17 protein-coding genes are annotated in these 23,211 nt (G+C 63.2%); 12 read left to right on the forward strand and 5 right to left on the reverse strand.

The genetic code is table 11. The features are described 5' to 3' along the window. Positions 1–8: 8 nt before the first annotated feature. The 9 genes from hutU (at position 9) to AC522E_RS11305 (ending at position 12,236) form a co-directional block, all read left to right on the forward strand. A complete protein-coding gene (hutU, locus tag AC522E_RS11265) occupies positions 9–1,673 on the forward strand; it encodes a urocanate hydratase (protein WP_500746356.1) in 1,665 nt (554 codons plus the stop codon). 4 nt (positions 1,674–1,677) lie between these two features. Then, complete coding sequence (locus tag AC522E_RS11270) at positions 1,678–2,280, forward strand: HutD/Ves family protein (protein WP_500746357.1); 603 nt, start codon at positions 1,678–1,680, stop codon at positions 2,278–2,280. Between the two features lie 170 nt (positions 2,281–2,450). Then, positions 2,451–3,392 (forward strand): ABC transporter substrate-binding protein, encoded by a 942-nt coding sequence (locus AC522E_RS11275; protein WP_500746358.1) that lies wholly within the window; start codon positions 2,451–2,453, stop codon positions 3,390–3,392. A gap of 109 nt (positions 3,393–3,501) precedes the next feature. Continuing rightward, positions 3,502–4,278 carry an ABC transporter permease gene (locus tag AC522E_RS11280; RefSeq protein ID WP_500746359.1) on the forward strand — a complete coding sequence of 259 codons (777 nt, stop codon included), beginning with the start codon at positions 3,502–3,504 and terminating at the stop codon, positions 4,276–4,278. Beyond that, positions 4,275–5,078: an ABC transporter ATP-binding protein gene (locus tag AC522E_RS11285; RefSeq protein WP_500746360.1), complete on the forward strand. Its 804-nt coding sequence runs from the start codon at positions 4,275–4,277 to the stop codon at positions 5,076–5,078. The genes AC522E_RS11280 and AC522E_RS11285 overlap by 4 nt, the downstream gene beginning before the upstream one ends. Before the next feature lie 281 nt (positions 5,079–5,359). After that, a complete protein-coding gene (locus AC522E_RS11290) occupies positions 5,360–6,508 on the forward strand; it encodes an efflux RND transporter periplasmic adaptor subunit (RefSeq protein WP_500746361.1) in 1,149 nt (382 codons plus the stop codon). Positions 6,509–6,519: 11 nt separating this feature from the next. Then, complete coding sequence (locus AC522E_RS11295) at positions 6,520–9,720, forward strand: efflux RND transporter permease subunit (protein WP_500746362.1); 3,201 nt, start codon at positions 6,520–6,522, stop codon at positions 9,718–9,720. Positions 9,721–9,971: 251 nt separating this feature from the next. After that, entirely contained in the window at positions 9,972–11,657 is a 1,686-nt protein-coding gene (locus tag AC522E_RS11300) for a methyl-accepting chemotaxis protein (RefSeq protein ID WP_500746363.1), read from the forward strand. A gap of 90 nt (positions 11,658–11,747) precedes the next feature. Further along, positions 11,748–12,236, forward strand: a complete 489-nt coding sequence (locus AC522E_RS11305) for a GAF domain-containing protein (protein WP_500746364.1) — start codon at positions 11,748–11,750, stop codon at positions 12,234–12,236. A gap of 128 nt (positions 12,237–12,364) precedes the next feature. On the opposite strand, the gene AC522E_RS11310 is transcribed toward AC522E_RS11305, so the two are convergent. Then, positions 12,365–13,324 (reverse strand): homocysteine S-methyltransferase family protein, encoded by a 960-nt coding sequence (locus AC522E_RS11310; RefSeq protein WP_500746365.1) that lies wholly within the window; start codon positions 13,322–13,324, stop codon positions 12,365–12,367. Positions 13,325–13,489: 165 nt separating this feature from the next. Between AC522E_RS11310 and AC522E_RS11315 the strand changes: the two genes are divergently transcribed. From AC522E_RS11315 to AC522E_RS11325, 3 genes are all read left to right on the forward strand, one after another. Next, a complete protein-coding gene (locus AC522E_RS11315; protein ID WP_500746366.1) occupies positions 13,490–15,184 on the forward strand; it encodes a hypothetical protein in 1,695 nt (564 codons plus the stop codon). Between the two features lie 14 nt (positions 15,185–15,198). Then, positions 15,199–15,549: a VOC family protein gene (locus tag AC522E_RS11320; protein WP_500746367.1), complete on the forward strand. Its 351-nt coding sequence runs from the start codon at positions 15,199–15,201 to the stop codon at positions 15,547–15,549. Between the two features lie 177 nt (positions 15,550–15,726). Then, on the forward strand, positions 15,727–18,795 hold the full coding sequence (locus AC522E_RS11325; protein WP_500746368.1) for an autotransporter outer membrane beta-barrel domain-containing protein: 3,069 nt from the start codon (positions 15,727–15,729) through the stop codon (positions 18,793–18,795). Positions 18,796–18,813: 18 nt separating this feature from the next. On the opposite strand, the gene AC522E_RS11330 is transcribed toward AC522E_RS11325, so the two are convergent. Genes AC522E_RS11330 through AC522E_RS11345 form a run of 4 tightly spaced genes read right to left on the reverse strand, consistent with a single transcriptional unit; the run spans position 18,814 to position 23,095 of the window. Further along, entirely contained in the window at positions 18,814–19,695 is an 882-nt protein-coding gene (locus AC522E_RS11330; RefSeq protein ID WP_500746369.1) for a GNAT family N-acetyltransferase, read from the reverse strand. A 17-nt stretch (positions 19,696–19,712) separates the two neighbouring features. Continuing rightward, positions 19,713–21,200, reverse strand: coding sequence for a radical SAM family RiPP maturation amino acid epimerase (locus tag AC522E_RS11335; RefSeq protein WP_500746370.1), 1,488 nt, complete (start codon positions 21,198–21,200; stop codon positions 19,713–19,715). Further along, entirely contained in the window at positions 21,197–22,684 is a 1,488-nt protein-coding gene (locus AC522E_RS11340) for a radical SAM family RiPP maturation amino acid epimerase (protein WP_500750656.1), read from the reverse strand. Before AC522E_RS11340 ends, AC522E_RS11335 begins: the two co-directional genes overlap by 4 nt. 18 nt (positions 22,685–22,702) lie before the next feature. After that, positions 22,703–23,095, reverse strand: a complete 393-nt coding sequence (locus AC522E_RS11345) for a Nif11-like leader peptide family natural product precursor (protein WP_500746371.1) — start codon at positions 23,093–23,095, stop codon at positions 22,703–22,705. Between the last annotated feature and the right edge of the window lie 116 nt (positions 23,096–23,211).

Raw genomic sequence — 23,211 nt, forward strand, 5'->3', positions numbered from 1 at the left:
GAACCTCCATGCACCGCATTGACAACGCTCGCGTGATCCGAGCCGCCCACGGGACGGACCTGTCGGCCAAGAGCTGGCTGACGGAGGCGCCCCTGCGCATGCTGATGAACAACCTCGACCCGGAGGTGGCCGAAAAGCCCGGTGAACTCGTCGTCTATGGCGGCATCGGACGCGCCGCGCGCGACTGGGAGAGCTTCGACCGCATCACCGCGGCCCTGAAGAACCTCGAGGCGGACGAGACACTGCTCGTGCAATCCGGAAAGCCGGTCGGAGTCTTCCGGACCCATGCCGACGCGCCGCGCGTGCTGATCGCCAATTCGAACCTGGTTCCGCACTGGGCGACCTGGGACAAGTTCCACGAACTCGACCGCAAGGGCCTCATGATGTACGGCCAGATGACGGCCGGATCCTGGATCTATATCGGCAGCCAGGGCATCGTGCAGGGAACTTACGAGACCTTCGTGGAGGTCGGTCGCCAACACTATGGCGGCGATCTATCCGGCCGGTGGATTCTCACCGCGGGCCTCGGCGGGATGGGCGGCGCGCAGCCGCTGGCGGCCACGATGGCGGGGGCCTCGTGCCTCGCCGTGGAATGCCAGCCGAGCCGAATCGAGATGCGGCTCAAAACAGGCTATCTCGACCGGCGCGCCGACACGCTGGACGAGGCACTGAGCATCATTGAGCAATCTTGCCGCGATAAAAAGCCGATCTCGGTCGGGCTCCTCGGCAATGCCGCCGACATTTTCCCGGAAATCTACCGCCGGGGCGTTCGTCCTGACGCGGTGACCGACCAGACCTCCGCGCACGATCCAATCAATGGCTACCTTCCGAAGGGCTGGACTCTGGCGGAATGGGAGGCCAAGCGCGAAACCGATCCCAAGGCCGTCGAACACGCCGCCAAACGCTCGATGGCCGCGCACGTACGCGCCATGCTCGATTTTCACAAAGCGGGCGTGCCGACACTCGATTATGGCAACAATATTCGCCAGATGGCGAAGGAGGAAGGTGTCGACGACGCTTTTGCCTTCCCCGGCTTCGTCCCAGCCTATATCCGACCGCTGTTCTGTCGCGGCATCGGCCCGTTTCGATGGGCGGCACTCTCGGGCGATCCGGAGGATATCTACAGGACCGACGCCAAGGTCAAAGAACTGTTGCCCGACAACAGGCACCTCCACAACTGGCTCGACATGGCTCGGGAACGCATCAAGTTTCAGGGCCTTCCGGCAAGAATCTGCTGGGTTGGGCTGGGTGATCGGCATCGCCTCGGCCTCGCCTTCAACGAGATGGTGGCGAAGGGCGAATTGAAGGCGCCCATCGTGATCGGCAGGGATCATCTCGATTCAGGATCGGTCGCGAGTCCGAACCGGGAAACGGAATCGATGAAGGACGGCTCGGACGCAGTGTCGGACTGGCCGCTGCTGAACGCGCTCCTCAACTGCGCCTCGGGCGCGACCTGGGTCTCGCTTCACCATGGCGGGGGCGTCGGCATGGGGTTCTCCCAGCATTCGGGCATGGTCATCGTCTGCGATGGAACGCCGGAGGCAGCCAAGCGGATCGAGCGCGTCCTGTGGAACGATCCCGCGACCGGCGTCATGCGCCACGCCGACGCGGGCTACGACATCGCCATCGACTGTGCCCGCGAGCATGGCCTCAACCTCCCGAGCCTCGGCTGAGACGATGCCAAGTCGTGTCATCCGTTCCGACGAACTGGTCCGGGTTCCGTGGAAGAACGGCGGCGGAACGACCGCGGAAATCGCCACCTTTCCGCCCGGCGCCGGTTTCGCCAGCTTCGGCTGGCGGATCAGCGTCGCGGACGTTGCCACGGACGGCCCCTTCTCGGACTTTCCCGGAATCGAGAGGACATTGATCGTGGTCGAAGGGAACGGCATTGAACTTGCCGTGGGCGGGGTGCCCTATCGCCTCGACGGGCCGACGTCGAAACTGTCATTCTCGGGAGACGATCCGACGGCCGCGCGCCTCATCGCGGGACCCATCCGCGATCTCAACGTCATGACGCGGCGCGGATGGTTCCGACATCGCACACGGATTCTCAAGGCCGGAACCGCCCTCCTGTCGGACGAGACCGAGGTCGCCCTCCTCGTCGTGCTGGACGGACGTATGGACGTGACTATGGAGGGGGAGATCCACTCCCTTGGCCCGCTCGACACATTGTTGCTCGATCCGCTGCCGGATCTGATTCCCCTCGCGGGCGCGGGCCGCGCCATCCTGATCGAGATTGCGCCCGACGAAGCAGCAGCCGGGAGCGAAGTTCGGTCATGATGCGGAAAGTTCCGGCACCTCATCATGTCTATACATTTGACATCGGAGCGCGAGCGTGATGCCATCCGCCGGCGCGCTTGCAACAACCCGCGACAACAAGAGACGGGAACCGAACAGAGGGTCTCGAAGGGTCCGATCCGGCAAGGCGATTGGGTGATGTGGAGGTCATAATGAAGGCGATCATAGGTGGTTTGGCGCTGCTGGCCCTGGGGGCGAGCGCGGCCTCAGCACAGGACACGAAGGTAGCAGTCGGAATTTCGGGATGGACGGGTTTCGCGCCCCTCACGCTCGCCCAGGAAGCCGGCATCTTCAAGAAGAACGGTCTCGACGTCACGCTCAAGAAGGTTCCACAGGCGAGCCGCCATCTCGCCATCCAGTCCGGGGACATCCAATGCGCCGCGACGACGGTGGAAACATGGATCGTCTGGAACGCGAACGGCGTCCCGACCAAGCAGATCTTCCAGTTGGACAAGAGCTACGGCGCCGATGGCATGGTCGTGCGCAATGTGATCGCCTCGATCAAGGATATCAAGGGCAAGACGGTGGCAGCCTCGGCACCCGGCACCTCGCCCTATTTCGCGCTGGCCTGGATGCTCAAGAAGAACGGGCTCTCGGTGAAGGACGTGACCGTGGTCAACATGGAGCCTGGACCGGCAGCCCAGGCGTTCATCGCCGGCCAGAACGATGCCGCCATGACCTATGAGCCCTATCTGTCTTCCGTGCGCGCGGCGCCGCAAGCCGGCAAGATCATCGCCACAACTCTCGACTATCCGATGGTCATGGACACTTTCGGCTGCACCCCGAAATTCCTGAGCGACAATCCGAAGGCCGCCAAGGCTCTCGCCAACAGCTATTTCGAGGCGCTCGACATGATCGCCAAGGAACCGGCGAAAGCGTACGAGATCATGGGCGCCGACGTGAAGCAGACCGGGGAAGCATTCGGCGCCTCGGCCAAGTTCCTGCGCTGGCAGGATCGCGAGGCGAACAAGAAGTTCTTCGACAACGAGTTCAAGACCTTCTCGGCCGAAGCGGCGGATCTTCTTTTAGAGACCGGCATCATCAAGCAGAAGCCGGACATGAACGCGCTTGCCGATACGAGCTACATTCAGTAGCACCGCCGTTCCGTGGCGGCCCGCCATCCGGGCCGCCACGCCATTCTCCATCCTCCGATGCCGACCCGCCGGAATCGCCTCCGGCACGGGAGGCGGGACAAATCTCTTCATGAACCGACCGCTCGAACCCGTCAGCCAGGGCACCCGCGTCGTCCTTGGAATTTCATTCTTCGTGCTCTTCGTCGCAGCATGGTCCTTTGCCACGCTCGGGGGATATGTATCGCGCACCTTTCTGGCCGACCCGATCACCATGCTCAACGACGGCTGGCTGCTGCTGACCAAGTTCGGCTTCCTGAGCGATATCGGCGTGACCGTTTGGCGGGTGGTCGGCGGCTTCATCCTCGCCGCCGCCGTCGCCGTGCCGGTCGGCATTCTGATGGGCGCGTACAAGCCCTTCGAAGCCTTTCTCGAGCCGTTCGTCTCGTTCGCCCGCTACCTTCCGGCCTCCGCCTTCGTGCCTCTCCTCATTCTCTGGGCAGGCATCGGCGAGATGCAGAAACTTCTCGTCATCTTCATCGGGTCTGTCTTCCAGATCATCCTCATGGTGGCCGTCGCCGTAGGAAACACCCGCCGCGACCTGGTCGAGGCTGCCTACACCCTGGGTTCCAACGACCCGGGCGTCGTGAAACGGGTGCTGATTCCGGCCAATGCCCCGGAAATCGCGGAGATCCTGCGGCTCGTGCTCGGCTGGGCCTGGACCTATGTGATCGTCGCGGAGTTGATCGGCTCATCCTCCGGCATCGGACATATGATCATCGACAGCCAGGCGCTCCTGGCGACCGGGCAGATGATCTTCGGCATCATCATCATCGGGATCATCGGCCTGATTTCCGATTTTCTGTTCAAGGGCCTGAACCGCACGCTCTTCCCCTGGCGGCTCGCATGACAAACACGATCCTCACTATCGATGGCGTTTCCCGGGTCTTCCCCGGCGTGCGCGGCGGCGGACCCGTGCGCGCGCTCGAGCCCACACACCTCACGGTCGCGGAGAACGACTTCATTACGATCCTCGGTCCCTCGGGCTGCGGGAAATCAACGCTCCTGCGCATCATCGCGGGTCTCGACCGCCCCTCCGCCGGGAAGGTGTTCCTGAAGGGCAAGGAGATCAAGGGACCTGGAGCCGACCGTGGCATGGTGTTCCAGTCCTACACCCTGTTTCCCTGGCTGACCGTCGCGGACAACATCGCTTACGGCCTGCGCGAGAAGGGCATTCCCCGGTCCGAGCGGCAGGATATCGTCGCGTCCTATATCGAGAAGGTAGGCCTGCGCGGCTTCGACCAGCACTATCCCAAGCAGCTTTCCGGCGGAATGCAGCAGCGCACCGCCATTGCGCGCGCGCTGGCGAACGATCCTGCCATCCTGCTCCTCGACGAGCCTTTCGGCGCGCTCGATAACCAGACCCGGTCCCTCATGCAGGAACTGCTGCTGGGTATCTGGGAGCGCGAACGCAAGACCGTGCTCTTCGTGACCCACGATATCGAAGAGGCCATCTTCCTGGCTTCCCGCGTGATCGTCATGACGGCGCGCCCCGGACGGATCAAAGCCGACATTGCCGTCGATCTCCCCCACCCGCGGCACTACACGATGAAGACGAGCGTGGCATTCTCGAACCTCAAGGCGCAGCTGACGGAAGAGATCCGCGTCGAGGCGATGCGGGCCAGCGAAGTTCCCGCCGAGTCCCATTGAGGGGAACGCAACACAGCCGCCATGTGCGTCTCGGCACGGACATCTGATGAAAATTTGAGCAGCTTGAGGGTGAGCCGCGCTCGGCCGTAACAATGAACGCCTTGTTCGGAAAGGCGAAGGCAGCGTAACATGCCGGCGGACAGCCACCACGCTCCCTGCCGTGACAGTTTCGCGGGAGCCGTGCCTTGGCGTTTCGCGTCGCACACGTACTGCGTAGCAAGTCTATTTCTCGTGATTGGCCGGGGCGCCCCGCGCTGCCGCCACACCGGACGGAGGAGACCATGACGTGTCTCAGGACCGCTGCCGTTGCCACTGTGTTGTTGCTGCTTTCGCCTTCCGCCTCCTTCTCCCAGGCGCCCCCGCCGCTGGTGACCGTCGCCAAGCCCGTCGTGAAGGAGATCGTGGAGCAGGATGACTTTATCGGCCGGTTCGAGGCGATCGACGAGGTCGATATCCGCGCCCGGGTTTCCGGCTATCTCGCCGAGATCCACTTTACCGACGGCGCTCTCGTGAAGGCGGGTGATCCGCTGTTCACGATCGATCAACGCCCCTATCAGGCCGCGCTCGAGCAGGCCGAGGCGACTGTCTCCTCGGCGCAGGTGCGCGTCGAATTTGCATCGAACGACCTCGACCGGGCCGAGCAACTCCGCAAATCGGGCAATATCGCCGAGCAGCTTCTCGACCAGCGCAGGTCGAACTACCTGACGGCGCGGGCGGAGCTCGACAGAGCGCAGGGCGCGCTTCGCAACGCCCGGCTGGACCTGGAGTTCACCGAGATCAAGGCACCGCTTGCGGGCCGGATCTCGCGCAAGCTCGTCTCGGTCGGAAACCTCGTCAATGCCAACAGCACGGTGCTGACCAACATCGTCTCGCTCGACCCGATCCACTTCTATTTCGACGTGGATGAACGCTCCTACCTCGCCTATTCGCGCCAGGCGAACGGAGGCGGCCGTACTCCGACCGGGGATTCCGTCAACAAGGTCTTGCTTACCATGACCGATGAACAGGCGGCCAAGAGGACGGGAAAGCTCGATTTTGTCGACAACCGGCTCGATTCCGCCAGCGGTACGATCCGGATGCGGGCCATCTTCGAGAACAAGGACCTCTTCCTCACTCCTGGATTGTTCGGCCGCATCAGCATTCAGGGTTCCGACCCATACAAGGGCGTCCTCGTTCCCGACGAGGCGGTCGGCAGCGATCAGGACCGCCGGATCGTCTATGTGGTGGACCAGGACAACAATGTCAGCACAAGGGCCGTGCGCCCCGGACCGAGGATTGACGGATACCGGGTGATCCGAACCGGCCTGAACGGCGACGAGACGATCGTTGTCAACGGCATGGCGCGCGTTCGCCCCGGCATCAAAGTGAACCCGCAGGTCTCTACCCTGCCGCCGATCCGTGAGGCGGCGAACCGTAGTCCGAACGAGTAGCGGAGCTTCCTATGCGGTTCGCCCATTTCTTCGTCGACCGGCCCATCTTCGCAACTGTGCTGTCGATCATCATTCTGCTCGTTGGCGGCATCGCCTACACGACGCTGCCGGTCGCGCAATATCCGGAGATTGCCCCGCCCACCATCGTCGTTCGTGCAAGTTATCCGGGTGCGGATGCCCAGACGGTTGCGGCCACCGTCGCGACGCCCCTCGAACAGCAGGTCAACGGGGTCGAGGACATGCTCTACATGTCCTCCTATTCCACCGCAGACGGCAGCATGGTGCTGACCGTCACGTTCAAGCTGGGCACGAACCTCGATACGGCACAGGTGCTCGTCCAGAACAGGGTCGCAATTGCAGTGCCCCGCCTGCCGCCTGAGGTTCGGGCGCTGGGAGTGACGACGGCCAAGAGCTCGCCCGACCTGATGATGGTCGTTCACATGCTCTCACCGGACAATACTTACGACCAACTCTATGTCTCGAACTATGCACGCAACAACGTTCGCGATGTCCTGCTGCGGCTCGAGGGTGTCGGAGACCTGACACTGTTCGGGGAGCGGCAATACAGCTTGCGTGTCTGGCTCGATCCGGAAAAGCTCGCCGTCTTCGGAATGACCTCCGGCGATGTCGTGAAGGCCGTGCAGGAACAGAACGTGCAGGTCTCGGGCGGCGCGCTCGGCGCAGAGCCGGCCCCGTCGGACACCGCATTCCAGCTCGTGGTGAAGACACAGGGGCGGTTCGACGATCCACGGGAGTTTCGCCAGATCATCGTCCGCGCCACAACTGATGGGCGGCTGGTCCGGTTGCAGGATGTCGCCCGCGTTGAGCTCGGAGCGCAGGACTACGTCACCAATTCCTATCTGAACGGAAAGCCTGCGGTCGCTCTGGGCATTTTCCAGCGACCGGGCACGAACGCCCTCGCCTCGGCGGAGGCGATTCAGGCGACGATGACCGAGCTTGCGAAGAACTTTCCGCCCGGCCTGGAATACAGGATTGTCTACAATCCCACCGAGTTCATCGCCCAGAGCGTGAACGAGGTTTACAAGACTTTGTTCGAGGCAGCCCTGCTGGTTGTTCTTGTCGTCATCGTGTTCCTGCAATCCTGGCGCACGGCCATGATCCCGATCATTGCGATCCCCGTCTCCCTGATCGGAACATTCGGGGTCATGTCGCTCCTGGGATTCTCCATCAACACGCTCACCCTCTTCGGCATGGTACTCGCGATCGGCATCGTCGTGGACGATGCCATCGTCGTTGTCGAAAACGTCGAACGCAATATCGCGCTTGGCCTGTCGCCGCGCGATGCGGCCCACAAGACCATGGACGAGGTCGGGACTGCACTGATCGCCATTGCGCTCGTTCTCAGCGCCGTTTTCATTCCAACGGCGTTCATTCCGGGAATATCGGGGCAGTTCTACCGGCAGTTCGCCCTGACGATTGCCGTATCCACCCTCATCTCGGCCTTCAATTCGCTGACCCTGTCGCCCGCGCTCGCCGCCTTCCTCCTCAAGCCTCACTCCGAGGAGCGCCCACGCAATCCGCTTGTCCGTGCCGGAAGCTGGGCGGCCAGCAAATTCAATCGCGGCTTCGACATGACCGCGAACGCCTACGCCAGGTCCGTGGGCGGCGTGGTTCGGCACAAGCTCATCATGCTCGCCATCTATGGGGGCCTGCTGGGCGGAACGGTCTGGATCGCGAACGCCGTTCCGAGAGGCTTCATCCCGAGTCTCGACCAGGGTTATGCCATCGTAGTCGTCCAGCTTCCTGAGGGAGCCTCCCTGTCTCGTACGGACGAGGTGGTCCGGCGCGCTTCGACGATCATCCAGGAGACGCCGGGCGTACAAAACGCAGTAGCCTTTGCCGGCTTTTCCGGCGCGACCTTTACCAACGCGTCGAATGCGGCCGCCATCTTCGCGGCGTTCCGTCCCTTCGAGGAGCGCGTTCCCGCTGGCCAATCGGGGGGTGCCATCATCGGTCAGCTGTTCGGGCGCCTCCAGGCGATCGAAGAGGCCTTCATCATCGCCATTCCTCCTCCGCCGGTCCGTGGGCTTGGCAATTCCGGAGGTTTCAGGATCCAGCTTCAGGAGCGAACCGGCGACGAGGTCGATCGGGTGCTCGCCGCCGCCTTCGAGATCATGGGCCGCGCCCGCCAGAACCCCAGTCTGGCCGGCGTATTTACGACCTTCTCCGCCAATTCCCCACAGGTCTATCTCGATATCGATCGCGCCAAGGCTCGCATCCTCAACGTTCCGATCGCCAATATCTTCGAGGCGCTGCAGGTCAATCTCGGCGCTGCCTACGTGAATGATTTCAATTTTCTCGGCCGCGTCTGGCAGGTGCGCGCCCAGGCGGACCAGCGCTTCCGCGTCGAGCCATCCGACATCAACCGGCTGCGGGTCCGCTCCTCCACAGGTGCGCTCGTTCCCCTCGGCACCCTCGTCGAAATGCGGGAGGTGTCTGGCCCCAATCTCATCCAACGATACAACATGTATACCTCGGTCCCCGTCCAGGGCCAGGCCGCGCCCGGCGTGTCCTCCGGTACGGCCCTCGACGCGATGGAACAACTCGCGAAAGAAACGCTTCCTCGCGGGACGAGCTTCGAGTGGACGGAGCTTGCCTTCCAGGAGAAGCAGACCGGCAATACCGCTATCCTCATCTTTGCCCTGTCGGTCCTCTTCGTCTTCCTGGTCCTGGCTGCCCAATATGAAAGCTGGTCGCTTCCCCTCGCGATCATTCTCGTCGTGCCCATGGCCGTGCTCTCTGCTCTCGTCGGCGTCATGGTCCGCGGCATGGACAACAATATCCTGACGCAGATCGGCCTCGTGGTCCTCGTGGGGCTCGCGGCGAAAAACGCCATTCTCATCGTCGAATTCGCAAGGCAGGCGGAGGAAGAGCAGGGCCTCGATCCCGTTGCCGCCGTCATCGAGGCCTGCAGGCTCCGTCTCCGCCCCATCCTGATGACCGCCTTTGCTTTCATCCTCGGCGTCCTGCCCCTCGCCATCGCGACGGGACCCGGCGCGGAGATGCGCCAGGCGCTCGGCACTGCCGTATTCGCCGGCATGCTCGGTGTGACCGTGTTCGGACTCTTCCTGACGCCGGTCTTCTACGTGGCGGTACGAAGGCTCGCGGACCTCATCCGCTTCAGCCGCCGGCGCGGCGAGGTCGGCGCAGCCGCGCCCACCCCATCCGGAGCCGACAAGCTTGCGCATTGAAGCCGGATTACGTCAACATCCGGAAAGCGGTACAGTATCGCCGGCCGCCTGACGTTGATGAAGGCAGCAAAAACTGGGCATCCGGCGAGCTTTTCGTCGCTGATGTAAGTTCCTCGTAACGGTATCTCTCTATACCTCTTCATCGTCCGACCAGGAGGAATCACGGGCGCCTCAGCATCGTGCCGGCAAGAACGCACCAGGCGCGCGGGAACGGTTTGCTCCTTGGTCGGCAACAGAGACGAGTGGGGCAAATGTCGTTAGCAAAATTGTGGAATATCAGTGGGCGTTTCTATGCAGGCACGGCAACGAGCATCATCGTGCTTATCGTCGTCGCCATCTTCGGATCGACGACGATCTCGAAAATTCTGACCACCCAGAAGCAGAATGAGTTGAAAAGCCTGACAGAGGTCGCCATCAGCGTCATGGCGGATTTCGAGGCCAGGGCGGCCCGGGGTGAAATGACGACGGATGAGGCCAAGAAGAAGGCCTTGGCCTCCGTGGAGGCACTTCGCTACAGCGGTACCGAGTATTTCTTCAGTCACGGCTTTGACTACGTCACCGTGATGCATCCGTTCAGCAAGCAGCTGATCGGAAAGGATCAATCCGGTCTCAAGGATTCCAGCGGCCAGGCATTTGTCGTGAAGATGGTGGATGCTGCCAAGGCCGGAGGCGGTTTCGTGGAATATCAATGGCCGAAGCCGAACCAGACCGCGCCGAGCCCCAAGCTGACCTATGTCGCACCCTTCCCGAAATGGCAGCTCATGATCGGTACGGGTGTGTACATCGACGACCTTGCAGCAGTTGCCGCCTATTACAGGAACCTGTTCTTGGGATTGATCGCCGTGGCCGCGGCCCTTCAGATCGGTATCGCTTTCGGCCTCGGACGCAGCATCTCGCGTCCCATCCAGAAACTCGTCGCGAATATGAGATCGCTGGCTGCGGGCGATCTCAACGTGCGGATCGAGGGAACCTCGCGCCATGACGAGATTGGAGTTATGGCCGGCGCGGTCCAGGTGTTCAAGGATGCGATGATCGCCAAGGACGCCGCCGATGCGGCCGCAGCCGAGGAAGCAGATGCCAAGTCCCGTCGGGCCGAGGCCCTCGACAGACTGACGAGACAGTTCGAAGGCAATGTTCTCGCCCTCACGGACGGGTTGTCCTCCGCCTCGTCGGAAATGCAGGCGACGGCCCAATCCATGGCCCATGTGGCGGATCGGACGACGCATCAGGCGGTGAGCGTCGCCTCTGCCGCACAACAGACGTCCGCCAATGTGCAGACGGTCGCGGCGGCAACAGAGGAGTTGTCCATTTCGATCCGGGAGATCGCCTCGCAGGTCAATCAGTCCTCGCGGGTCGCGGAGCGGGCGGTCTCGGACGCACACCGCACCAATGGCATCGTCCAGGAGCTGGCAACGACTGCCGACAAGATCGGCACCGTGATCCAGCTCATCAACGATATCGCCGGCCAGACGAACCTTCTCGCGCTCAATGCAACGATCGAGGCCGCGCGCGCAGGCGAAGCCGGCAAAGGCTTCGCGGTGGTCGCTTCGGAGGTCAAGGAACTGGCGAACCAGACGGCCAAGGCGACAGGCGAGATATCGAGCCAGATCGGATCCGTGCAGCAGGCGACGACGGAGGCGGTCAACGCTATCCATTCCATCGCGCAGACGATCACGGAGATGTCGCAAATCTCCGTCTCCATCGCTGCCGCCATGGAGCAGCAGGGCGCGGCAACCGCCGAGATCTCGCGCAATGTGCAGGAGGCGGCACGGGGCACCGAAATGGTGACGGGCAGCATCGACGATGTCCGTCACGGCGCCGGCGATACTGGTGCCGCAGCCTCACAGGTCCTGGGCGCGGCGCAGGGGCTGGCTCAGCATTCGATCAGCCTTAGCGAGGAGGTCGCGAACTTCCTGAACGACGTGAAGGCGGCTTGACGGTCACTTGAGCGACGTGTTGGGTGAATGAGCGTCAGGCCGGACCCTTGAGAGGTCCGGCCTGATCGCATCGAGGCAAAGGACGAGGCGATGACCGATACTGTTCAATGGGCGTTCCAGGTTCAGGCAGCCTGGGCCGCGCCGGACCAGCCACAGGCAGTCCTCCAAGCGGCCGGCGAGGCCTTTTCCCAATCCGTCGGCTACCGGCTCTACACCGTAACACGCATGCTTGCCGGCGGGCGGGAAGTCGAGCGCATCCATTCGACCATGCCCGAAATCTATGCCGTCGGCGGCCGCAAGGCGGTTCTGCCGAACGCCTATACCCAGCGTGTGCGCCAGGAGATGAAGCCATTTCTGGCCAGGACTCCGGCCGGCTTTGCGCCGCTGTTTCCCGATCACGAGACCATCACGGGCCTCGGCCTCGGTTGCGTCATGAACCTGCCGGTCGTCTTCGGCGGAGAGGTCCTCGGCACCGTCAACCTTCTCGACCGCGAAGGCGTCTATGACGAATGCCACGTTGAGCCGGCGATGCTCATCGCGAGGCAAATCCTGCCGGCGCTTCTCGAGAAGGGGGTCTAGAACCTCCTTCCACTTGCGTGGAAACGCTGTCCTCCTTGCTGTGCCGAATTCCTTGACGGCGAGCCGGAACACCGCTCCGAGTGCGGACGGATGCGCCGGGCGATGTCATTGCGCGTCACTTTCAGGGCCTATGGTCCCTGTTCGCCCAATCCCTCGGCGAGGGCGCGGATGTGCCCCGCACCGGTCCCGCAGCAGCCACCGAGGATCCTGAGGCCGTATCTGTGGCGAAGACCGAGAATACTGCGTGCAAAGACGGCAGGCTCGTCGGCTTCCACATGATCGATGCGGTCCAGTTGATCCGGAGGCAGGGGCGATGCATTTGCCTTCAGGCCGACGAGGCGGCCGGGCATCAGGGACACGAGCGTGCCCTGCGAGTCTTCCGCTGCTCCGCGGAGCGTTGACGAATGAACGCATCCGGTGAGGTAATAGAGCGGCGGCGGTCGAACGGCATCGTCGATCTGCCGAATGGTGCCGGAAAGCGCAGACCCGTCGGGCAGAAGGCCATGGTCGTCGATGACGGGAGCCAGGGCATAAGGGATGCCGGTCTCGGCCGCGGCAAGCGCGACACCCATCAGTACTCCCTGGCTGGCAAAGGTCGGGGCATAAAGGACATCGACTCCGTGCCGTGCGAGGACCCGGGCCTGGGGACGGTGATAGGCGTGCGCCTCCTCCCTCCGTGGTGCGCCGTCGGCGCGATAGCCATCGCCACGGGGACCGATCACGCCGGCAAGGAAGACGCGGTCCTCAACGCCGAGTTCACGCCGCAACGCGCGAAGGAAGGCCACCGCCTCCGCATTGACGCGGTCGAGGTCGTCAGCCCCGGTAAACCCAACACGCTTGATACAATCGGGATGCGCCCGCCAAGTCGGCGTACCAACGAGCATCGTGATGCGGGACTGGGCGGCAATCGCCAAGTAGCTTCGGTAGATCTCCTCGAGAGCCTTTCGGCCGCGCCCGTCGAAAAGGGCAAGAAAGGATGCGAAGTCCGGCAGGTCCAGTCCGAACTCGTGGATCAGGCGGGTCTCGATCCCGCCATCGGTGACGAAGACCGTACCGGACTGGAAGATCTCGGCAAATGTCGGTCTCATCCCACACCTCGTTCAGCCTTCCCCATGACACCGGTTGAAGCTTGCGCCGGGCTGACGCCGCTGCATCCGCCTGCCCTAGCCATCGGCAATCCGGGTATGGCACTATTCCTATAGGCGCGGGAACAGCGCATCTGGAACGACACTTTGGCCGGCGGGGCACGAGCGATGCAGAGATTTTGGGTTGTCCTGATGGGACTGGTGCTGGCGTCGCTCGTCGGCCCCGACGCTGCCGGAGCGGCGGAAACGCAACCGGCCCCTCCCCCTGATCAGATCGACTATGCGATGTTTCCTCTCGCGGATGTGAGGGATTCGCCGCAGTGCCGTCTTCGGATCACAGGCGAAACATTTTCCTTCGACCCGGCCATCTCCAACCCGTCCATGAGTTGTCCCGACGCTTTCGCCTGGACGCTTTTCGTGCGCACGGTCCGCGACAGTTTCTGGGAAGACTGGACGACGGATCGTCAGTTGTGGCCCAGCGATCCCCTGCCCCGGTGCCGCCCCGGGTCGACTGAGCGATGCTGCCCCGCAGTCGAGATTTCCAACAAGGGCGCGCCCGACCATTGCCCCGTCTATCCTGGCCCGACGCCCGGCGTTCCGAGCCATCAGGTGCGCACTCCCGTGACCGCCCACCAGATGAGCATGGAGCAGGCACTGGGTGTGCTCGGGAGAAATTCCGGGCGCTGGGACGATGTCCCAGCAATCCTGAAATCGCCCGTGATCGGCGCACTTCAGGAAGAACTGATCTTCCGCAATAAGCCGATGGTCGACTACGTCTTCGACAACGAGCTCTATCACACCGAGGGCCTGATCCGCGTCTTCGACAACTTCGTCTCCCTGCTCGGCAGCAAGGCACCGAGATGGGCTGCGCCGCCCGACCCGTCCTCGGAACATGCTGCGCCGCCGTATTTGACGCGGATCGACTTTCCTATCGCATCGATCATGGTGAAGGCGAACTGGCTCGCTGCCGATCGTGCCGCGCAGGTCGGGATTGATCCGAATGACGAGGCGCATCCCTACATCGTCATGAATCTGGTGCCGAAGTCGGCGCCCGGAGAACCTGCTCCTGCGCCGAAGCCCTATCTCCTGCTGTCCATGCACATCTCCAGCAAGGATGTGCCGAACTGGACATGGGCGACCTTCGAGCACGTCAACAATCAGGGCCGGTGCGACTGGACAGGCTGCAACGACAGCTTCGGCTATCCCATCGCGTCAACGAGCGAAAGCGCCTCCGCTCCGCTGGCGACGAACTATGTCGGGCCGAACAAGAAGAACAATGTCGACGGTTCCGGCGTCGACGCCTTCGATCTCGCACGCGTGTATCCCGACGGCGGCGAGATCAGCCCCGTCCTTCAATCGCTGTTTGCGCAGGCGGATATCGGCACCGGTTCAGGTCTCAACCGTTCCGGCCGCCCGACCCGCCAGGATGCAGCATGGCGCTCCTATCGCCTGAAGGGCACCCAGGTGGACTTCGTCACGGCCACGGGGGTTCCGACGCGGCTCGGCAATTCCGTCACCGAAGCCGGTTTCGTGAACAGCGCCTCCTGCATTACCTGCCATAGCCGCGCAACCGTCACGCGCGACGGCGTCCCCGCATTCGCGATCTTCACCGACCGCATGAGCGATGCTGGTCTGGCAGAGAGCGTCAATGGCGCGCCAAACCCGGCCTGGTTCTCCGTCAACGCCTTCTTCGGTGTCGGCGCCCAGCGGGAAGCGCCGCGGGTTCTCGCGGTGCAGACGGACTTCGTGTGGGGCTTCCGGTTCGCCTGCCCCATGGAACCCCGCCCTCTGGGTCCAGCCTGGTGCAAAAACCTGACCACGAAAGGCTATTCGACACCGGTGCCGACCCGGGTGACACCCTGAACCCCGGCTGCGCCATGACAGTCCAACGCATTGTCGCCAATATCGCTACAGATGATCCCGGGGCAGCCAAACACTTTTATCAGGATGTGCTTGGCCTCGAGGTCCTCATGGATCACGGCTGGATCGTCACCTATGGCCAACACAAGGCCATGGACATCCAGATCAGCATTGCCTCTGAAGGCGGGTCCGGAACGCCGGTACTCGACCTGTCGATCGAGGTCGATGATATCGCGACGGTCCTGGAGCGCGTGAGACGGGCGGGTCTTCGGATCGAGTACGGACCTGTCGTCGAGCCCTGGGGGATACAGCGGTTCTATGTTCGCGACCCGTTCGGCAGGCTCGTCAATATCCTGTGCCACATTTAAGGAAGGTCAGGATCGATTCTGAGAGATCTCTTCCGGGCGGCGCGTTGTCTCATGGTCACAGCGCGGGAAAAAGTTCCCTTCCGCTGCGGAAGATGCTGGCCCGCCGGGCAGCTCCCGCTAGAGTATTGCACCTAATGGAATGCATGGCCGTGATGTCCCGCGGCCAGGGGGACCTTCATGAGCCTTTCCAAGCGATCCCTTCACCGGGCCCTCGTGGGCAGAACCCTTCCTGCCGGTGACACGACGGCGAGAAGGGTACTCGCCGCGCTGCTGCCGGCGTCGGTCTGGCTCATGTCATCGCAATGCGCTCAGGCCCAGACCTGGACCGGGGCGAGCGACAGCCGCTATGCGAACGCCTTGAACTGGGCGCCATCGACGATCCCGAACGCTGCCGGGGCCATGGCCATCTTTGTGGATGGAGTCCCGACCCTCTCGGTCAACCTCGACCAGACCATCGGCATTTCCACCCTCTCCTTCAGCGCGGCGACATCCGCCTATACGATCAACCTCCTTGGACCGACAGGCTTCCTGACCGTCGGCGGCACAGGGATCATCAACAGCGACCCGGACGTGATTCAGACCGTCAGGATCGGATCGGGTGCGAACTTGCTCCTCAACAGGAGTGCCATGATCCAGGACACGACCATCCAGGTCGACCCGCTCGGTACTTTCACGCTCAGCGGCGCGGCATCCGGCGGCAATGCACGGATGATCGTAAACGGCACCACGGCGGTTTCGCCGGGCATGGGCGATGTCGAGTTCGGCTCTCTGGAAGGTTCCGGATCGGTCAACATCGGAAGCGGCTCGAACTTCGTGACCGACACCGACAGGAACACCACGTTCTCAGGGTCGTTCTCGGGCGGCGGGTCGCTGGAGGTGGATGGCTCCGGCACCCTCACCGTCACCGGCAACAGTTCTCTGGGCGGGGACATCACCACCTGCTGCGCCAACCTCGTCATCAAAGGCAACTTCAACATTCTCGGCGACGCGATCGTGCAGGGTGGAAGCCTCACCGTCTCGACCGGGGGGCATCTCAACGCTGCCGGTGCGGCCGGCATCATGTTCGGTGACCTGAGGGTGGAAGGCGGAGGCACGCTCGACGCCAGTGCATTCGGATCGGTCACCGGCGGCAACTTCACCGTGACCGGTCCCAGGTCCCGAGCCACGTCCGGCGTCGCATCCTTCCTCGCTGTCCTGGATCCGGGAACCGTCACCGTGTCCGACGGAGGACGCCTTGAAACCGTCGGCGATGCGGAGATCGGCGTCAACGTCACGGCAAAAGTCGATGGCGCCACCTCGCTATGGACCGTCGGGCAGAAGCTGTTCGTGGGCGATGACAGTGCTGGTCCCGGCACCATGGTCCTCACCAATGGCGGGCGTGTTTCCGCCGGCTCGGTCTCGGTCGGCGAGGACAGTGTTCTCCAGATCGGCGCCGGCGGGCGTGCCGGGACGCTTTCCACGTCTTCGGTGGCGAATGCCGGGTCCATCATCTTCAACCATTCGGACGACGTGACCTTCGGGGCGTCGGTTTCCGGCCCGGGAACGCTGACCAAGCAAGGCGCTGGCGGGCTCACGCTGGCGGGTAACAGCACCTATGCCGGCCAGACGTTGGTCCAGGCGGGACGGCTCAATGTCACAGGGTCGCTGACGTCGCCCGTGACCATCGCATCCGGCGCATCGCTCACCGGGACCGGCGCCATCGGCGGTCTGGTCGCGCAGGCAGGTGCGACCGTCGCACCTGGCAATGTGACCGATCCCCTCAATGTCCACGGCAACCTGCTCTTCTATGCCGGGTCCACCTTCACAATCGCTGCGACTCCCGCCGGCCAGGCGGACCGTATCGACGCGGACGGCATGGCAAACCTGCAGGGCGGAACGCTCCAGGTCGTTTCGGGACAAGGGATCTATCGTCCTTCGACGGTCTATACGATCATTACCGCCAAGGGCGGGGTTACCGGCCGCTTCTCCAGCACGACGGACACCCTGGCCTTCCTAACGCCGTCGCTCTCCTACGGCTCCAACAGCGTTACGCTCTCCCTGACCCGGGCGGTCATTCCGCCCACTCCGATCGACCCGGTCGCACCGATTGCATTCAATACGGTGGCGGTTACGAGAAACCAGTACAGCGCCGCCAATGGGATTGAAGCCCTCGGCGAGGGGAACCTGCTGTTCGACACGGTACTGAGCCAGACCGCCGTCGGAGCCCGCGAAGCGTTCGATGCCCTGTCCGGCGAGACGCACGCATCAGCGGTCACGTCCGCCTATGGCGATGCACGTTTGGTGCAGGACGCCATTCTAGGCCACCTGAGCCGCATGTCCCCATCCGGTCTCAGCATCGGGCACCAATCGATAACGGCCAATTATGCGGCCGACCGGCCCGGCGCCGCGCCACAACCCATGCCGGCTCCAGTCTTCGATACGGCCCGCTTCTCCCTGTGGGGGGAGGGATTGGGCGCATGGGGTAGAACCCGCTCTAATGGCAACGCGGCGAGCCTGGACACATCCGCCGGCGGGTTCATCCTGGGTGCGGAAACGAAGCTCGATCCAACCTATCGGCTCGGCATCGCGGGAGGAAACATCCGCACGTCATCGGACATCCACGCAAGGCTCTCGGAGGCAACGAACGACAGCATCTTCGGCACCGTCTACGGCACGGCGGAGTGGAGCGCGCTCGCGCTTCGCATCGGTGCCTCCTATGCCCGGCACGACGTCGATACGCGCAGGAACGTGGTCTTTCCCCTCTTCTCCGGCACCACCACGGCCTCTTACGACGGGTCGACCGTGCAGGCCTTCGGCGAGATCGGCTATCGCGTCGAGTGGAACCGCGGGCGCATCGAACCGTTCCTCGGCGCATCCGTCCTGCGGCTTCACACGAACGGCTTCCAGGAGAACGGAGGTGCGGCCGCACTCACCGGGTTTGAGGACGAGCATGACCTTGGCACGACAACGCTCGGCCTGAGAGCCGAGACCCACCTGGGCACAGACGCCGCGGTGTCCTTGAAGGGCATGCTCGGCTGGCGCCGCGCCTTCGGAGATACGGACCCGAAGGCATTGCTGGCCTTCGCGGGAGGCGCCTCGGCTTTCACGGTTTCCGGCATTCCCGTCGATCGAAACGCGCTGGTGGCGGAAGCCGGTCTCGATTGGCAGGTGACACGAACCTTGAGCCTGGGTGCGGCCTATTCGGGCCAGATCGGCTCCCGTTCTCAGGAGCACGCAGTGAAGGGCAATTTCATCCTTCGGTTCTAACCCGTCATCTCAGGTCCCCTAGGGTGCAAGCCGTTTCATGGTCATGCACGAGTAGCTCAGGCTCGTCAGCCATGGGCGCATGTAGCGCGTGGCGAAGCGCACCATGCGTGGCTGCGTCAATGGCACCGTGAAGACGAAGTTCTCCAGCCCGGGAAGCGACCTCTGACGACATGCCACATCGAGCCAAAGAGGCAGGATGCGCGCGCTGCCTTGAAGCGCAGGGTCGACGAATGAGCAGCTCCAGCGGAGGGTGGATGCATCGATGCGATGGGTCAGCACCCAGCCCGCGACCCTGGCCTTGTCTCCCTCCCCTGCGATGAGCGCAACGCTCGTGATTTCATCGATTCCGCCTTCGAAACCGAAGGGATCGAGGTCCTCCGGGACCCATGTCCCGACACCTGCGGCGACCGCCTCGCGCTGGACATCCGTCAGGGTTGCCCAGGGCACGATCCTATGATGGTCGGGACATTTCGCCCGGACCAGCCAGGGTGTGTCGAATGCGTTCGCCAGCGTGCTGCGGCAGATCAGTTTCACGATGGACGGCCTGCTCCAGCCCTGCTGCATGAGGAACCGGACTGGCGCCTGATCCTGCGGATCGACTGTCAGAAAATGCACGCCGGTGTGGTGGCCGTGAGCGCCGAGTTCATGCTCGATGCAGGACAAAAGCAATGCGCCTATCCCCTGCCTTCGGAAGAGATGCACCACGAAGAGGGAAAGAATTTCGAATTGCGGCTGTGGTCCTCGCACGCCGATGGCGAGGCCTACCGCGTCTTCCCCGCTATAGGCCGCGAAAGCGACCGCCTCTGAGGGAAACCGTTCCCGGATCACATCATAGACTGCCGGGAACGTGAGGGAACGGAGCGCAGAGAGATCCTGCAGCGGGACTCGCGCGATCCGCATCGTCGAGGGCCGGATCGTCAGACGGCCAGGGAGGTCACGTCCGCATCGACGGGGGCGGGCGCGCCGTCGCCGGAGTCCGGCTCCTCCACGAGCCCACATTGGAAGAGCTTTTCGAGAAGATCCGCGACCACGAGCACGCTCACGCCGCTTTTCACAAGCTGCTCGATCACGTCCGAGACCAGGAGATTGCCGCGGGCCATGAGAGCTCCCGCCGCCTCTCCGCAGATTGCATTCTGAATCGTGTGCTCGGTCGAGCGGGAATGCAGCTTGAACCCTCCGGCCATAGGCTCATAGCGCAGATCCGGCCTGAAACGGGCCGGCCAGTCGCTCGGGAGCCTCTCGGTCATGTGCTCGTCGATAAGGCTTTCGATGGCATCCCGGAATTCGGCGCCGGTCGAGAACTGGCGCTCACCGAAGACCCGGTAGCCAAGGGGCCAGCGCGCGCTGCCCGGAACGGGCGTGACGAGTTGAACCGTCTTCTTCATCATGTTGACGAGGAAGCCTGAAACGCAGGCGATGGTCGTATGGTCGCGCGACAGCTCCGCGATCTTGTCGGGCTTGCCTGCTTCCCGCAGTTTCGCCTGACGCTCGCGCGCCCGCCCTGCGTCGGCCTTGGCGGTCAGAGACTCGCGGTTCTGCATCACCAGCTCCACGCCCATCAGCTCTTCCGGTGTGAAGGCGGCGTGAATCTTCTCGAGATGCTTCACGGTGAGCACGGAGAAGCGATTGGTCACGGTGCGGTATTTTTCGAACAACGCAAGGATGCGACGGGTCAGGGCCGGATCCTTCAGCGGTGCGGCCGTCGTGGTCTGCGGAAGCGCGCCTGTGATGTGGTAGTAGTCGGCGATAAAGCGATCGTAATCCGGGTTGTCGCACGGGTCGGTCGCCCAGTAACAGAAACCGGTGCGGGCCGCTGTTCCGAACATGGCATCGATCGTCGACACGATCTGCCGCCAGAGGTCGGCATTCTCGTCGGAATAGGGGAAGTATCCCTTGAAGCGGTCCGCGGAGAGACCGCAGAACCAGCAGCCGACGGTGCAGCCCTCGCTGAGTTCAAAAGCAACGATGGGATGCGTGATGGATGGGCCGGAGCCTCCAAGTTCGCTCATGGAGCGACGGATCTGCCGCTCCCGCCAGGCGTGGAAGCGCGGGTGAATTCCTTCCATGCTTCCTTCTTCGCGCAGCAGATCGCGATGCCGGAACATGTCCTTCATATATTCGTCCCAGGCCAGCGCGAGGGGCCAGCGAGCCTCCTCCTCCGTGAAACGGAAACGAAGATATTGCCGATGATAGAGGGGCAGCATCTGTTGCGGATCGATATCGATCCCGTAACGTTCGGCGACGCCCTTGGGATCGTCCACATTGTCTGCGAGGGCCTGACGAAAGCCTGGATCGGCCACGAGACGCTCCATGAAGCGCTTGATATGCGCCAGGGTCCGCAACTCTTCCGGCGTCCGCTTCTCGAAGATGCCCCGATAATGCTGGGTCGCTTCCGTCGTATTCATCGCGCGTCTCGATTCACGGTCGCGGCGCCGTCGCGCCGGATTGGGCCAGGGATGGGCGACTCCAGAAGACCGCCGTCGTAAAGGTCGATCAAAAGTCGGTGTACGTCAAAGAAATTGGCACCGGACATCACGAGAGTCTCGGTGATATCGCCCGCGCAGCGCGGAGCGCGTACGAGCAGTTCGGCAAGTCGCGGCAGAAACGGGAAACCACCGACCTTGTGGACCGTCACATCGTTCTCGAGGCGGAGATGGTCTGCTTCCACGGTCACGGAGAGGTCGGTCCGGAAGCCAAGCAGTGTATCGGACGGCAAATCCTCCGGCATATGTTGCGCGATCAGTCCATCGAGAACGTCTGCGAAATCGTCGCCGCCGGAAAACCTCTCGTCCGCGAAAGTCCTGTATCCCTCTGGCCGGTCGGCATCGGCACGGCATGGGGTGATCAGCCGAACGCGCCGCTCCCTGAGATTGATCAGGAAACCTGACACGCAGGCGATGGTCGTGGCGACGCCGCTGAGGCCCAGGTCCCGATCGGGCTGCGCGGTTTCGCGCTCGAGCGCCCTCCCGGCGCGGGCCTTGGGCATCAGGGACCCGCGCATCTGCGGGACGAGTTCGACGAGCAGCAGTTCAAGCGGTGTGAACGCGGCAAAAATCTGGTGAAGCTGGCGCGTGGTGAGAACCGAGAACCGGTTCAGAACCGGCCCATTCCGGTCGGAGAGTGCGAGGATCCGGCGAATGAGGCTCACATCGCGCAACGGGGCGGCCGTGGTGGTCTGCGGCACCCAGCCTGTGATGCGCCGGTGATCTTCAAGAAAGCGGTCATAGTCCGGCGTATCGGCAGGATCGGTGCCCCAATAGCAGAAACCGGTCCGAGCAGCGGGACCGAGCCGATCCGACATGACGGAGAGGACGGCCCGCCACAGGCTGCTGTACTCGTCATAGGAGGCGGACCCGCTGAAGGCGCTCGCCGAGATGCCGCAGAACCAGCATCCCACCGAGCAGCCGCTGGCCAGTTCATAGGCGACGACAGGATGGGTGATCGCCGCGTGCATAGGGCCAAGTTCGCTGGCCGCCCGCGCCGCCTGACGCCGACGCCAGGCCGTGAATGCGGCATGTGTCCCGCAACGGGATGGATAGGCCGTCATCAGATCGCGATAGCGCACGAGATCCTGGTGCCAGGCCTGCCACAGGCTGACCTCGGGCCAAGCCGCCAGATCACCGGAATTCCAAACCTTGTGACCGGTCCCGGTGTCCCAGAGTGGACGGTACCGCTCGTAATCGTGTGCCAGATGCGAGCCCTCCGCACGGAGCGCCACACGAAACGCCTCGTCGCCGATCAGGCGCTCGCGGAAGCGCTTGGTCTCGGCGATAATCGACAGTTCGCGCGGGGTGCGCCGGCGCAGCGCCCGCGCGAGATACGCGCGGGGATCGTTCAGGTCCGCCAGGGCGTCATTGTTGCTTCGCGCCTCGGGGAGGCAATCGAGCATCTCGGCCAAGGAGGCGAATCAGGTGAGAACGGCGGCGACGACTGCGACGACCTCGGCGGCCGCTGCTACGTCGGCTGCAGCCTCCGCGACCTGCACCGCGGATGTGGCAACCTCGGCCGCCTCGACCGCACTGCTCGCCACATAGGCGGTTTGGGCGACCTTCGTGCTGGTCGCCACGCTGGAATGGTGGTGCTTGCCGCCCGCGATGGCGTCGAGCTGCTGATCGTTGAGCTCATAGGGGCTGCGCGACTGGATGTACTTCTTGGCTTCGTCGACGGTGAAGTCGTAGCCATGCTGCTTTGCCAGAGCCACAACCGACGCGAGGCCAGTGGCATGCTGTTTGACTTGGGCGAGCAGTTCTGAGTTACCGACCAGGTTGTTCGCAAAACGCTCTGCGTCTTCGACGGACATGAGTCACCTCTTCGCGGGATATACTGTGATGAACGGATTCATTGCGGAGGGTATATCCCTGAAAGGCAGAGACACCTTGCGGAATATATTGATAGCAAGTTAAGCTGAGGTATTGG

It is taken from the genome of Microvirga sp. BF8, assembly GCF_059888585.1.

Coding starts and splice junctions, on each gene's coding strand:
- hutU (WP_500746356.1), top strand. CDS start 9: ATGCACCGCATTGACAACGCTCGCGTGATCCGAGCCGCCCACGGGACG.
- AC522E_RS11270 (WP_500746357.1), top strand. CDS start 1,678: ATGCCAAGTCGTGTCATCCGTTCCGACGAACTGGTCCGGGTTCCGTGG.
- AC522E_RS11275 (WP_500746358.1), top strand. CDS start 2,451: ATGAAGGCGATCATAGGTGGTTTGGCGCTGCTGGCCCTGGGGGCGAGC.
- AC522E_RS11280 (WP_500746359.1), top strand. CDS start 3,502: ATGAACCGACCGCTCGAACCCGTCAGCCAGGGCACCCGCGTCGTCCTT.
- AC522E_RS11285 (WP_500746360.1), top strand. CDS start 4,275: ATGACAAACACGATCCTCACTATCGATGGCGTTTCCCGGGTCTTCCCC.
- AC522E_RS11290 (WP_500746361.1), top strand. CDS start 5,360: ATGACGTGTCTCAGGACCGCTGCCGTTGCCACTGTGTTGTTGCTGCTT.
- AC522E_RS11295 (WP_500746362.1), top strand. CDS start 6,520: ATGCGGTTCGCCCATTTCTTCGTCGACCGGCCCATCTTCGCAACTGTG.
- AC522E_RS11300 (WP_500746363.1), top strand. CDS start 9,972: ATGTCGTTAGCAAAATTGTGGAATATCAGTGGGCGTTTCTATGCAGGC.
- AC522E_RS11305 (WP_500746364.1), top strand. CDS start 11,748: ATGACCGATACTGTTCAATGGGCGTTCCAGGTTCAGGCAGCCTGGGCC.
- AC522E_RS11310 (WP_500746365.1), bottom strand. CDS start 13,324: ATGAGACCGACATTTGCCGAGATCTTCCAGTCCGGTACGGTCTTCGTC.
- AC522E_RS11315 (WP_500746366.1), top strand. CDS start 13,490: ATGCAGAGATTTTGGGTTGTCCTGATGGGACTGGTGCTGGCGTCGCTC.
- AC522E_RS11320 (WP_500746367.1), top strand. CDS start 15,199: ATGACAGTCCAACGCATTGTCGCCAATATCGCTACAGATGATCCCGGG.
- AC522E_RS11325 (WP_500746368.1), top strand. CDS start 15,727: ATGAGCCTTTCCAAGCGATCCCTTCACCGGGCCCTCGTGGGCAGAACC.
- AC522E_RS11330 (WP_500746369.1), bottom strand. CDS start 19,695: ATGCGGATCGCGCGAGTCCCGCTGCAGGATCTCTCTGCGCTCCGTTCC.
- AC522E_RS11335 (WP_500746370.1), bottom strand. CDS start 21,200: ATGAATACGACGGAAGCGACCCAGCATTATCGGGGCATCTTCGAGAAG.
- AC522E_RS11340 (WP_500750656.1), bottom strand. CDS start 22,684: ATGCTCGATTGCCTCCCCGAGGCGCGAAGCAACAATGACGCCCTGGCG.
- AC522E_RS11345 (WP_500746371.1), bottom strand. CDS start 23,095: ATGTCCGTCGAAGACGCAGAGCGTTTTGCGAACAACCTGGTCGGTAAC.